Genomic DNA, 12797 nt, shown 5'->3' with positions numbered 1-12797 from the left:
GGCGACTCAAAGACGGTTTACGTCCGACATTAAAGCCGAATTTGCGCGCCCTGACAAGAACAATTACAGAACAAACCTAGCTGACGTTCGGCTTCTTGTGGCTGAACCAGCCCTTACGGTGCTTGGTGTCCGGCTTGTCCGGCCCCTTCTTGCCCTTGGGATCGGGCGCGACCTCGGGACGCTGGCCCTTGCTGGTCAGCAGCTTATAGGCGCGCGCATACCACGGATCGCCCGGATAGTTGTAACCCAGCACCGCGCCGTCGCGCTTGGCCTCCTCGGTCAGGCCGAGCATTTCATTGGCCTCGACCAGACGATACAGGGCTTCAGGCGTATGGCTGGTGGTCTGGTAGTTTTCGACCACGCCCTTGAAGCGCCCGATGGCGGCCAAAGGCTGATTGTCGTTCAGATACCAGCGGCCGATATCCATCTCCTTGCCCGCCAACTGGTCATGCACCATGTCGAGCTTGACCTGCGCGTCGCGCGCATATTCCGTGCCCGGATAACGGCGGATAATGTCGGTCAGCAGGGCTTCGGCATTGGTGGTGAAGCCCTGATCGCGCCCGACGTCCATGATCTGCTCGAACTGGCAGATCGCCTTCATATAGTAGGCGTAAGGCGTCAGATCGCTGCCCGGATAGAGCTTGATGAACTGATCGGCGGCGGCGCTGGCGTCGTCATACTTGTCGCCCTGATAATCGGCGTAGATGGTCATGACGATGGCGCGGCGCGACCATTCGGAATAGGGATGCTGGCGCTGAACTTCCTGGAAGTACAGGACGGCGTCGGACCAGTCCTTCTGGTCCAGTTGCTCCATACCGGTATTATAGAGCAGCTCGACGGGACGTTCTTCGTAAACCAGATGCTCCTGCTTGCCCTTGCCTGCGCAGGCGGTCAGGCCCGCGACGGACGCCGTGGCCAGCAGCATTACGATCGCCGATTTCCTCAGAAACGTCTCAACGCTCACGATGTCTTCCTCTTGTCCGCGCGGATCAGGTTATCAGGAGGACACATCTACACGAGCGTTCGCGCCCCGCCAACCGAATTCGCCCGCTATAGTTAAGCGCGGCGGAAGCGGCGAGACGTCAGCCGACCTGCGCCAGAGCAGGACCGCGCGTCACGACACGGTAGGCGTCCGGGCGCGACAGTAGTTCGCGAACAAGGGCATTATTAAGGCCGTGTCCCGCGCGGATTCCTTCAAAACGGCCAAGAAGCGGCATGCCCAGCACATAGAGGTCGCCAATGGCGTCCAGCGCCTTGTGACGCGCGAATTCATCCGCGAAGCGCAGGCCGCCCTCGTTCATGATGTGGTCGCCGTCGATGACGATGGCGTTGTCGAGCGAGCCGCCGCGCGCCAGACCGGCGGCGCGGAGCGCTTCGACGCCGTCGAGGAAGCCGAAGGTGCGGGCCGCGGCCAGTTCGTCGCGGAAGGATTGTTCGGTCACAACCAGATCGACCGCCTGATGACCGATCGGCGTTCCGGGAAAGTCGATTTCAAAGCGCACCTCGAACTGCTCTGAAGGCAGCAGCGCCGCGCGCTTGTCGCCTTCGATCACTTCGACGGGCTTGAGGATTTCGATGACCGACTGCGGCGTCATCTGGCGGCGGAAACCGGCCTGATCCAGCAATTGCACGAAGGGTTCGGCCGAGCCGTCCATGATCGGCACTTCCGGGCCGTCCAGCTCGACGACGACATTGTCGAGGCTCAGGGCGGCGAAGGCGGCCATGACGTGTTCGATAGTCGAAACTGAGACGCCCGCGGCGTTGGTGATCACCGTGCCGAGCGTGGTCTTGGTGACATTGTGCGCCAGGGCGGCGACGCGGTTGTCGCGGTCTGTGATATCCGTGCGCACGAAGACGACGCCGGTTCCAGCGGACGCAGGGCGCACAAGCATGCGCACGGGCTCGCCCGTGTGCAGACCCATTCCCGCGATGATAGCGGCGTGGGCCAATGTCTGCTCGTTCTGATCCTGCAACATCATCATGTCACCCGTTACGCGCTCGCGACTCTGAAGCCGCAAACAAAAATGCGGGCGCATTTCTGGCCCGCATTCTGTATAGATTTTGTGACGCAGCGCGACAAACGAACTTGTATTTCCGTTTGTAACGCCTTGCTTAATCAGGAATTAATTGGCGAGACGACGCAGAAACGAAGGAATTTCAAGATCATCCTCCGCCTCCATGGCGGGCTGCGCCTCGGTGCGCGCGGCGGGGTTCAGATTGCCCTTGGCCGGGGTCGGCACGTAACGATCGGCCTCATCGCGGGCCGGTTCCGCCGCAACGGGGGCCGCAGCGGTCGGCGCAGAGGCGTGGCGCTGCGGGAACAGGCCGCGCCAGAAGGATTCGCGCCCCTCTTCCTGAGTCGCCATCGGGGCGGCTTGCGCAGGCTGGCTGTAGGACGGGCGCGGCGCAGGCGTCGCCGGACGCGCACTGGCGTAGGACGGGGCCGGTTGCGGCGCGGCCTGCTGGACGGGCGCAGGAGTCGGCTCGTCTTCGACCGACGGATCGACGATGCGCGAGATGATGCGAGGCTCGGGGGCCGCAGGAGCAGGCGCGGCGGGCGTCGCCGTCGGCGCTTCGCCGAACAGGCTGGAGCGCGGTGTGGCCGGAGCGGCGGCCTGCGGCGCGGGGACCGGAGCCTGAGCGACCGGCGCAGGTTGCGCCAGAGTCGGTTGCGCCGGAGCCGGTTGCGCGCTGGCCATCGGCGCAGTTTCCTGGCGCGAACCATAGCCCATGCCGAAGGTCGGCGGCGGGGTTTGCGACACGGGCGCCTGCGGGCGCGCGACCGGTTGCGGCTGGGCCGCCGGGGTCGCGACCGGGCTTTGCAGCGCCACGCCGTCCATACCCGTGGCGACGACCGAGACGCGCAGGCAACCATCCAGCGCCGGATCGAAGGCGGCGCCAAAGATGATATTGGCTTCCGGATCGACCTCCGAGGAAATGGCGTTGGCCGCTTCGTCGACCTCATGCAGCGTCATGTCGAGACCGCCGGTCACATTGACCAGCACAGCCTTGGCGCCCTTGAGCGATGTTTCGTCGAGCAGCGGATTCTGGATGGCGTTCTGCGCCGCCAGCAGAGCGCGCTCCTCGCCCGAGGCCTCGCCCGTGCCCATCATGGCCTTGCCCATATCGGACATGACCGAGCGCACGTCGGCGAAGTCGAGATTGATCAGGCCCGGCAGCACCATCAGATCGGTGATCGAGCGCACACCCGCATGCAGCACCTGGTCGGCCATGCCGAAGGCTTCGGCGAAGGTGGTGCGCTCATTGGCGATGCGGAACAGGTTCTGGTTCGGAATGACGATCAGCGTATCGACATAGCGTTGCAGTTCGCTGATGCCCGCATCGGCCAGACGCATGCGATGACGGCCTTCGAAGGTGAAGGGCTTGGTCACCACGCCGACGGTCAGAATGCCGCGTTCGCGCGCGCACTTGGCGATGACCGGCGCGGCGCCCGTGCCGGTGCCGCCGCCCATGCCCGCGGTGATGAACACCATATGCGCGCCTTCGAGATGTTCGCTGATCTCGCCGGTCGAGGCTTCGGCGGCGTTCATGCCGACCTCGGGGTGCGCGCCCGCGCCCAGACCCTGCGTGATGCCCACGCCGAGCTGGATGCGCGCTTCGGTGCGCGAGAACTGCAATTGCTGGGCGTCGGTATTGGCGACGACGAATTCGACGCCCTCCAGCCCGGCCTCAATCATGTTGTTGACGGCGTTGCCCCCGGCTCCGCCTACGCCAAAGACAACGATACGCGGTTTCAACTCGGTCGCGCGAGGCGCAGAAAGATGAATAGCCATGGCTCTCAGGTTCAACCTTTCACAATCTCTTCCACGAAGGAAGCCAGCCGTGACGCTGGGCCTCTCCTGTAACGTATGATGAGACTACGATTATGCTTAACGAATGATTACCCGATAGCTTGAGTCGGGCGGTTTTGAAGCGGTTTCGGTAACTATTTTTAAGACGGGTTACCAAAGTATGACCAAGACTAACCGGCAAATGAGTCAGAAGGGAGTCGCAAGCTCTGTTTCTCGCCAACATGACGAAAACCATTAACAGTTTTTTGCGCAACGACCGCAGCGGACGCACATCACCAGCCTCTGAGAGCCGTCAAAGGCGACGCAGATGCGGGAACAAATCGGGAAACCGGGCCGACAGGGGCGAATCAGAGATTGGCCTTCAACCAGTCCACCATGCGCATGACGATATTGCCGGAGCCGGACGGCGCGTCGCGCGGGCCGATCTTGGCCGCCATGATCTTGCGCACCGGCACGACGTCGCGCGGCCCGTAGAGGGTGCGCAGGATCACGCCGGTCGGGGCGGCGAAAGCCGGCCCCGCCGCCGCATCGCCCAGATGCGGCGCGCGCATCGGCTTGCCCAGCCGCACCGGGCGATCGAAGACCCGGATGGCCAGTTCGCGCACGCCCGCCAGTTGCGAGGCGCCGCCGGTCAGGACAATGCCTGCGCCCGGCTCGACATGCACGCCGGACGCCTTGATCTTCTCGCGCAGCAGCTCAAAGATTTCCTCGACGCGCGGCGCGATAATGCCTTTCAAAATCGAACGCGGCACGACGATGGGCGCGCCGCCGCGGTCGTCGCCGCGCGGCGGCGCCTCGACCGTTTCGCGGTCCTCATTGCTCGATGCGATGGCCGAGCCATGCAGGGTCTTCAATCGCTCGGCGCCCGCCAGCGTCGTGGACAGGCCGCGCGCAATGTCGGCGGTGACATGGCCGCCGCCGACATTGAGGCTGTCGACATGGATCAGCGTTCCGCCCATGAAGATGGCCACTGTGGTCGAAGAGGCGCCCATGTCGATGCAGATGCAGCCGAGATCCTTTTCGTCCTCCTCCAGCGCCGCTACGGCGGACGCCAGCGGCGCGCAGACGATGGCGTGAACCTCAAGATGCGCCTGCGCCACGCATTGCACGATGTTGTTGAACACGTTTTCGTCGATGGTGACGACCAAAAGCTCCAGGCCGAGATTGCGTCCGTTCAGGCCGCGCGGATCGCGCACACCGACCTGCTCATCGACGCTCCACGCCACCGGCAGCAGGTGGATGGCGCGGCGATTGGCGAAGCGCGCCTGCGCCAGGGCCGAGGCGATGGCGCGGTTCAGGTCGAGATCAGAGATCGGCTTTAAACCCAGCGACACCTGCGCCGAGACGCGGTGCGAGGCGCAGCCCGCGCCCGGCACGCTGACGCGCACACCCTGGATCGAGACATTGGCCATGGCCTCAGCGCGTTCGACCGCCTGGGCGATGGCCTGTGAGGCGGCCTCCATGTCGATGATCGCCCCGGCGCGCACGCCGCGCGACTGCACATAGCCGACCCCGGCGACGCGGATCGAATGATCGGCGTGGCGCGCGCCTTCCGGGCGCATGATGAAACAGCCGATCTTGGAGGCGCCCAGGTCGAGCGCGGCGATCAGGCCGGACGCGGCGGGCGGGCGCTCCCCTGTGGCGGGCGCGGCGCCGGAGCGCAACGCCTTCTGGCTGGGGCTGATCTGCTGGACACGCTGCGGCTGCAGGGCCTGCTGCTTGGCGTTCTGACGGGCTTCAAATCCGGACATGAGTTTCTACTCGTGAGTCTGGCGGTTATGCGGACGGGGCGGCGGGTTTGGCGGTGCTGGCGTTACGCGGTTCGAGCGGAACGACCACCAGCGCATTGGGGTCTAACAGGTCGATTTCGGCCAGCCCCTGATCCAGAACGCGCTGCTGCGCGATCAGAGCGTCGAGGCGGGTCATGGCCTGATCCTGATTGACGGCGGGCAGCTTGATCAGCGTGCCGTTCTTCAACAGGATGTTCCAGCGGCGCGTATCGACGCGCTGCAAGGCGAAGACGCGCTGCATCAGTTGCGGGCGCGCGCGCAAAAGTTCGATAATGTCCGAAGCCGTCTCATTGGCCCCCTCGCCGACGATCAGCGGCAGGTCGGGGAATTTCGAGGCCACGGCTTCGGGGATGATCTGGCCGGTGTCGTCAATGACCTGATCGCGGCCCTGATACTGCCAGACCGCCAGACGCGGGCGCTCGACCACCGAGACGATCAGCGTGCCGGGAAACTGGCGGCGGATGGTGGCCGACTTGACCCAGCCGACGTTTTCGACGTCGCGCTGCACCTGATTGAGGTCGAGGAAGGTGAAGGGCTGATCGCGATGGAAGGCCAGCGCCTTCTTGATGTCCGGCGACGCCTGATCCGACACGCCGACCAGACGCACATCCTCCAGTTTCACGCCGACGGCGGCCATGCGGTCATCGGCGAAGCCCAGCATAGCGCGGCCCAGCGCTTCAGCGCGATGGCCGGTCAGCAGCACCGCCGCCAGCAGGCCGCCGATCAGCAGCACGGCCAGCCAGCCGGTCGTCTCGGCGGTCATCGGCACGGCGCCCAGCAGGCGCGGCTTGCCCGCAGATGCGGAGGCTTTGCCGCGCGAACGACCGGATGATTTGCCCGAAGACCCGCCGGATTTGCCCGCAGCAGCGCCGCCGCGACCTTGCGGCTGCGAAGGGGCTTGGCGTCGGCCTCCACGAACAACGGCGGGCATTGGCGTCTCCAGATACTCAAAGCATCGCCTAAGACGACCGAACGCGCGCAACCGCCGGTATTGCGCGTCAATCGGTAAACACCTCTGGCGGGTTAAGCCGCCATAAAAACCAGAACGTCCTTAACAGACCGATAACGAACGCCGCCTTACGTAAGATTTTGGTAGCTATCATGTCGCAAGCGACATAACGGCGTCATTTTTATGAGATTACGGCGTGTCGCGCCACTGGCAGACCGGCGCGCGCATCTGGTCGCGCACCTGCGGCCCAGAGGTCGAGAACTCGATATAACGACCGTTCGTTCCGAAGGACGGCCAGTCAGGCAACCCCGCCCCGTTCGGATTGCCGGTTTTGGCGAACTGTGTCCAGTCGTCGAGCAGGCGCGGCCATTGCGCATCCGTCTTGTCCGCCGGTTGCGGGTTCATCACAAAGGCGAGGTCGGAAGAATGATGCGGCGGCCCCTCGCCATTATTAACATCAAGCTGATAGGCCCAGACCGGCGCCCCCGCCTGCATCTGGCGCTGCGCCGTCCAGTCCGACGGGCAGCGCATCATCAGGTCGGTCGATAGCTGCATGGCGACGTCGCCGTAGAGGGGATCGGCAGACGGCTGCGTCGTCGCGGTCACGCCGTAAAAGCGCATCGCTTCGTCCGCATGCGCGCCGAACTGGCGCACGATTTCAGACTGCACTGCAGACGGCCCGCCGAACAGGCCCAGTTCCTGCGCGATCGTGCCGATAATCAGCGGAACCTTCGCCTGCTCGCCCTTGCGAAAGGCGTCCTGCGGCGATTGCGGCAGCACCTTGCCGTCCACCACCGCCTGTAACCAGATAAAGCCGTCGTCCGGGATCGGAACCGGCAGGCGGTCGCCCGCATATTGCAACTGGCGCGCCGGAACCCGCCGCAGGTCCGCCAGCGCCGCGTCGCTGTCGGGAGCAGCGCCCGTGTAGAACTTCGCCAGATCAACGCCCATGGCCTCGTTCTGGGCCAGGGTCCGGGACGGCAGGCCAAACTGCGGCGGGCCGCTTTCCTCAATCGCTTTCTGGAACAGGCCGCGCGCGGCGGGCGCGGTCAACAACATGCCGACATCCTCGGCGCCCGCGCTCTGGCCGAAAATCGTCACATTGCCCGGATCGCCACCGAACTGCGCGATGTTATCGCGCACCCATTCAAGCGCCTTGATCTGGTCCATCAGCGCATAATTGCCGCTGGCCCCGCCCTGCTCGCGGCTCAAGGCCGGATGCGACAGGAAGCCGAAGACGCCGAGCCGGTATTGCAGCGAAACGATGATCACGCCCTTGCTGGCGAAACCCGCCATGACGGTCACGGAACCGCCGCCCGCGCGATTAGCCCCGCCGTGAATATAGACCATGACCGGCAAGGGCTTTTGCGGGCGCAAGTCCGGCGTCCTGATCTCCAGATAGAGACAGTCTTCAGAGGACTTCGCCGCCATATCGGTCTGCCAGCCATAGTCGATCTGCAAACAGGCGGGCGCGCTGTCCGCCGCATGCCGCACGCCGCTCCAGGGGACGACATCCTGCGGCGCGCGCCAGCGTGAGGCCCCGACCGGCGGCGCAGCGAACGGAACGGCGTGAAAGACGTAGGAGTTGTCGGGCAGGCGGTCCCCGGCCAGATCTCCGCCTGTGACATGCAGCACCGGCTCCGCCGCCTGCGCCGCCGATCCGCACAGGATCAGACCCAGCGCCAGTGCAGCCAGCCGTCTCATGCGTACGTCTCGGCGGTCAATCTTTGACCCTGCGCCCACAGATAGGCGGCGCCGCGCACGCCGGAGGACTCGCCCCATTTCGCCGGAACGATCTCGGCCTCCCAGACATCGGAAAACACATAGGGCTGGATCTTGCCCGCCAGGCGTTCATACAGCTCCGGCACATTGCTGAGGCCGCCGCCCAGTACGAACACATCCGGGTCCATCATATTGACCAGCACGGCCATGCCGCGCCCCAGTCGGTCCACCAGCCGGTCAAAAGCGGCCTCGGCCTCAGTATCGCCCGCACGCATCGCGTCGATAATCTCTTCGCCTTTCAGCGCCCTGCCGGTCACCGCCTGAAAATCGCGCGCAAAGCCGCTGCCCGACACCCAGGTCTCCAGACAGCCGTGCAGGCCGCACCAGCATCGGGCGCCCGGATATTCCTCCGGTTTCGGCCACGGCAGCGGCATGTGGCCCCACTCGCCCGCCACGCCATTGGCGCCCTCGATCAGCTTATGATCCATGACCAGCCCGCCGCCGCAGCCGGTGCCGACGATAATGGCGAAGACGTTGGAGCGCCCGCGCCCCGCGCCGTCAATTGCCTCGCTGAGCGCCAGACAGTTGGCGTCATTGGCCAGCCGCACCGGACGTTGCAGCGCGGTTTCAAGGTCTTCGCGAAACGTCTTGCCGTTCAGCCAGGTCGAATTGGCGTTGCGCATTACACCGGTGCGCGGCGAAACGCTGCCCGGCGCGCCGACGCCAATGGTGGCCACGCGCGTGGCCAGTGACGGCGCCTTGGCGTGGGCTTCGGACTCGACGGACTGGATGAGCGCGTCGACGGTTTTCAGCGCATCGGCGTAATTGCCCGGATTGGGCAGCCGCTGGCGCGACAGGAAGCTCCCGTCCGCATCGAGCGCCGCCGCCTCGATCTTTGTGCCGCCGAAATCCACGCCGATATAAAGCATTTCTCATCCCGCAGCGAAAACCGCTGTCTGTTATAGTTTAAAGAAGAACGGCTCCCGAAGCACGGGAGCCGTTTTACGCGAGAACCTAGTGCGCCGATGCGACGCCTTCTTCGATGGCGTGGACCGGGGCCTTCTTGGCGGCCCAAGCAAACCACAGAACATAGAGGTAGCAGAGCAGCGGCACCACAAAGGCCAGCGAACGGGCGCCCACCGGGAAATGCGCAAGGAACTGATCAACGGCGAAGCCGTACAGAACCGAGATGAAGCCGCCGCCGCAGATCGCCAGACACATCAGGCCCGACGCCGCCGAAGCCGGGGCATTTGAGCGCTCCAACGTCAGAGTGAAGATTGTGGGGAACATAATTGAATTGAACAACCCGATCAGGATTGCGGCGAAACCGGGCAGGAAACCCATAGTCATCGGCGCATCATAGACGCCCGGGAAGGTCGGGATCGGGAAGGTTCCCGATAAAGGCGTCGCCTGCATGTGATAAGTGGCGATGACGATAATGCAAAGAACGGTCGCGCCAAGCGCAACAATCGCCAGCATGGTGGTCGCCTTAATAAAGGTCATTAAGCCCGACCCGATAAAACGACCGAACATCGCGAACAACATAAAGACAGGACCGACGAAGCCTGCCACCTGCGAGGGAATATTCATGATCTGCGACTGCTCCAGGAAGAAAATCATCCCGGAAATCACGCAAACCTCGGCGCCGACATAGAGGAAGATGCCGATAGAACCGAGATTCGCCCACTTGTCGGACATGGCCTTAAAGGGCGATTCCACCGTTTCGGAAAGGGCGGGCCATTTCGAGTTGATGAAGCCGAATAGAATTTTCACGACAATGGCGAAGAAGGCCACCATGGCGATGATTGTCAGGCTGGTTTGGACCCATCCTGGAATGGCCATGCCATTCACGACAGGAGAAATGACCAGAGACAGCAGCAAAGTAGCGACTGCGACAACCAGTGTGCCGACAAAGACGCTCAGACCAGCCATGCCAAGCTTGGGGCCCTCATGACTATCGCCGAGATTCTTGGGAGAATGCGCGCTGATGACATTGCGCACCAGAAAGACGGCCAGGGTGAAGACGGCCAGAATGACGCCGATAATGATATAGACATTCGTGACATGGCCAAGACCGGCGTCCTTCATCGCCTGCGTGATCACCACGTCCTTTTCAAACAATGGCCCTTTTAGCAGGAATTTCGATCCAAACATGCCGCCCAGAAAGGCGCCCATGGAATTGAAGGCTTGCGACATATTCAAACGGAAGTGCGAGCCTTTCGGATTGCCCATGGCGGCAATCAGAGGATTGGCGGCGACCTGCAACAAGGTGATGCCCGAAGCTGCAACGAACAGGCCCAGCAAAACGGTCACGAAGGTGTGGGTATAGGCTGTCGAGAAAGCGATAAGGCAGCCCGCAACTATGGTCAGCAATCCCACAATGATCGAACGGGCGTAACCATTGCTGGCGAGATACCAGGCCGATGGAATCGACATGACGCCATAGGCGATGAAGAAGGCGAACTGGTTGAGCTGCGCTTCCGCGTCGTTGAGCGTGTAGATGATCTTCATCGACTTGACGAGCGGATCGACGAGGTTGGTGACGAACGCCCAGATGAAGAAGAGCGCAGTCACATAGATGACGGCCAGTATGAGGCCGCCGCCGCCGGACTTGGCCGCGGGGGCCGTTGCAGAATCTGACATAGTACCTGCCTGTTGTTGTTATGGGTGAGAGGGCGCGCTACCTAGCCTTCACCGATTAAATAAATCAAATTGCATAAAGCCCGTTTTGGCAAGCCCTGCAATGAAAAAATTGCGGAGCGTTCAAAACGGCTTCAGGCGCGCCAGATGTAGCCGAGCTTGAATTGTCAGACAAGAGTCTGACGCTTTAGACGCGAGTACGAAAAATCTGCTTCCTCGCGACGCTTATAACGCCACTTTGACAATTCCCGCCTCAGACGCCAAAGGCCATGTGCCTAAAGACAAAAGACGACAGCGCTGTCAACCTTTGCAGCGCAGCGAAAATTTCACTTGACCCACGGGGAGAATGCGGGCTTTGTCGCACGCGAAAACACCCGCCGGTCAGACAAATGCGCGGGGATTCTGAGGGAATATTCGCGCGCTCCCGCCGCTAAACTTCTGAATTATCATACATATTGCGAGTCCTGTCTTGAAGATTCTTCGCCGCCGCAAAACCAAGATCGTCGCCACACTGGGCCCGGCCAGCTCCAACGCCGAGATGCTGGAGCAACTGCATCAGGCGGGCGCCGACGTCTTCCGCCTGAACTTTTCGCACGGCAGCCACGAAGATCACGGGCGCAATATCGACCTGATCCGCGCGCTCGAAGCCAAGACCAAACACCCGATCGGCATGCTGGCTGACGTGCAGGGCCCGAAGCTGCGCGTCGGGCGCTTTATGGGCGGCGCCGTGGTGCTGACCAATGGCCAGACCTTCCGCCTCGACCTGAACCCAACGCCGGGTGATTCGCGCCGCGCCAACCTGCCGCATCCCGAAATCATCAAGGCGGCGCAGATCGGCTCGCACCTTCTGCTCGACGACGGCAAGCTGAAGCTGCGCGTCACCCATGTGCGCGACGATCATCTGGAAACCGTGGTGGTCAATGGCGGTCGTCTGAGCGACCGGAAGGGCGTTAATGTCCCCGACGTGGTGCTGCCGATCCCGGCCCTGACCGAAAAAGACCGCGCCGACATGGCGTTCGCACTGGAGCGCGGCGTCGAATATATCGGCCTGTCCTTCGTGCAGCGCCCCGAAGACGTGCTGGAGGCGCGCGAACTGATCAAGGGCCGCGCCTGGGTGCTGTCCAAGATGGAAAAGCCGCAGGCGCTCGACAATCTTGAGGAAATCGTCCGCCTCAGCGACGCCATCATGGTGGCGCGCGGCGATCTCGGCGTCGAACTGCCGCCCGAAGAGGTGCCGCTGGCGCAAAAGCGGCTGGTCGCCAGCGCCCGCGCTTCGGGCAAGCCGGTGATCGTCGCCACCCAGATGCTGGAATCGATGATCTCGGCCCCGACCCCGACCCGCGCTGAAGCCTCCGACGTCGCCACCGCCGTGTTCGACGGCGCCGACGCGGTCATGCTGTCCGCCGAAACCGCCGCCGGCCAATTCCCGATCGAAGCCGTCACCATCATGGACCGCATCGTCGCCCGCGTCGAAAAGGACGACGGCTGGCGCGGCCTGACCGACCGCCGCCGCCCGGAGCCGGAAAAAACCACCTCGGGCGCCATCGCCGCCGCCGCGTCTCAGGTCGCGCAGACCATCGACGCCGCCGCCATCGCCGCCCTGACCAATTCGGCCAACACCGCCCTGCGCGTGGCGCGCGAACGCCCGACCGCACCGATCCTGGGCCTGACGCCGAACAATGAAACCGCCCGCCGCCTGGCCCTGACCTGGGGCGTGCATCCGGTCGTCGCCCCCGTCACCCCTTCAATGACGGAAACCGTCGCGGTCGCCACCAAGATCGCGCGCACCGAAGGCATAGCCCAGCCCGGTCAGGACATCGTCATCGTCGCGGGCATGCCGTTCGGCAAGTCCGGCTCGACCAATGCGCTGCGCGTCGCCCGCGT

9 protein-coding genes are annotated in these 12797 nt (G+C 63.5%); 1 reads left to right on the top strand and 8 read right to left on the bottom strand.

The window, feature by feature from the left end:
- Nucleotides 1-76: 76 nt before the first annotated feature.
- The 8 genes from ACTHLA_RS11010 to ACTHLA_RS10975 form a co-directional block, all read right to left on the bottom strand.
- The gene (locus tag ACTHLA_RS11010; RefSeq protein WP_440189089.1) at nucleotides 77-925 is read right to left on the bottom strand and encodes an outer membrane protein assembly factor BamD; all 849 of its coding nucleotides are present in this window, start codon (nucleotides 923-925) and stop codon (nucleotides 77-79) included.
- Nucleotides 926-1082: 157 nt separating this feature from the next.
- Complete coding sequence (lpxC, locus tag ACTHLA_RS11005; RefSeq protein ID WP_440188776.1) at nucleotides 1083-1982, bottom strand: UDP-3-O-acyl-N-acetylglucosamine deacetylase; 900 nt, start codon at nucleotides 1980-1982, stop codon at nucleotides 1083-1085.
- 141 nt (nucleotides 1983-2123) lie between these two features.
- Nucleotides 2124-3794 (bottom strand): cell division protein FtsZ, encoded by a 1671-nt coding sequence (gene ftsZ, locus ACTHLA_RS11000; protein ID WP_440188772.1) that lies wholly within the window; start codon nucleotides 3792-3794, stop codon nucleotides 2124-2126.
- 365 nt (nucleotides 3795-4159) lie between these two features.
- Complete coding sequence (ftsA, locus tag ACTHLA_RS10995) at nucleotides 4160-5563, bottom strand: cell division protein FtsA (protein ID WP_440188769.1); 1404 nt, start codon at nucleotides 5561-5563, stop codon at nucleotides 4160-4162.
- A gap of 25 nt (nucleotides 5564-5588) precedes the next feature.
- Nucleotides 5589-6533, bottom strand: a complete 945-nt coding sequence (locus ACTHLA_RS10990) for a cell division protein FtsQ/DivIB (protein WP_440188766.1) — start codon at nucleotides 6531-6533, stop codon at nucleotides 5589-5591.
- Nucleotides 6534-6740: 207 nt separating this feature from the next.
- Complete coding sequence (locus ACTHLA_RS10985) at nucleotides 6741-8255, bottom strand: carboxylesterase/lipase family protein (protein ID WP_440188763.1); 1515 nt, start codon at nucleotides 8253-8255, stop codon at nucleotides 6741-6743.
- Complete coding sequence (locus tag ACTHLA_RS10980; RefSeq protein WP_440188760.1) at nucleotides 8252-9202, bottom strand: ROK family protein; 951 nt, start codon at nucleotides 9200-9202, stop codon at nucleotides 8252-8254. Before ACTHLA_RS10980 ends, ACTHLA_RS10985 begins: the two co-directional genes overlap by 4 nt.
- An 85-nt stretch (nucleotides 9203-9287) precedes the next feature.
- A complete protein-coding gene (locus ACTHLA_RS10975; protein WP_440188757.1) occupies nucleotides 9288-10916 on the bottom strand; it encodes an MFS transporter in 1629 nt (542 codons plus the stop codon).
- Nucleotides 10917-11382: 466 nt separating this feature from the next.
- On the opposite strand from ACTHLA_RS10975, the gene pyk reads away from it, so the two are divergent.
- A partial coding sequence (gene pyk, locus ACTHLA_RS10970) for a pyruvate kinase (protein ID WP_440188754.1) occupies nucleotides 11383-12797 on the top strand: 1415 nt, incomplete at its 3' end.

The sequence above is a fragment of the Asticcacaulis sp. genome, assembly GCF_051956075.1.
Taxonomy (GTDB): domain Bacteria; phylum Pseudomonadota; class Alphaproteobacteria; order Caulobacterales; family Caulobacteraceae; genus Asticcacaulis.
The sequence above is the reverse complement of the archived record's forward strand: the minus strand, read 5'-3'. Positions and strand labels throughout refer to the sequence as shown.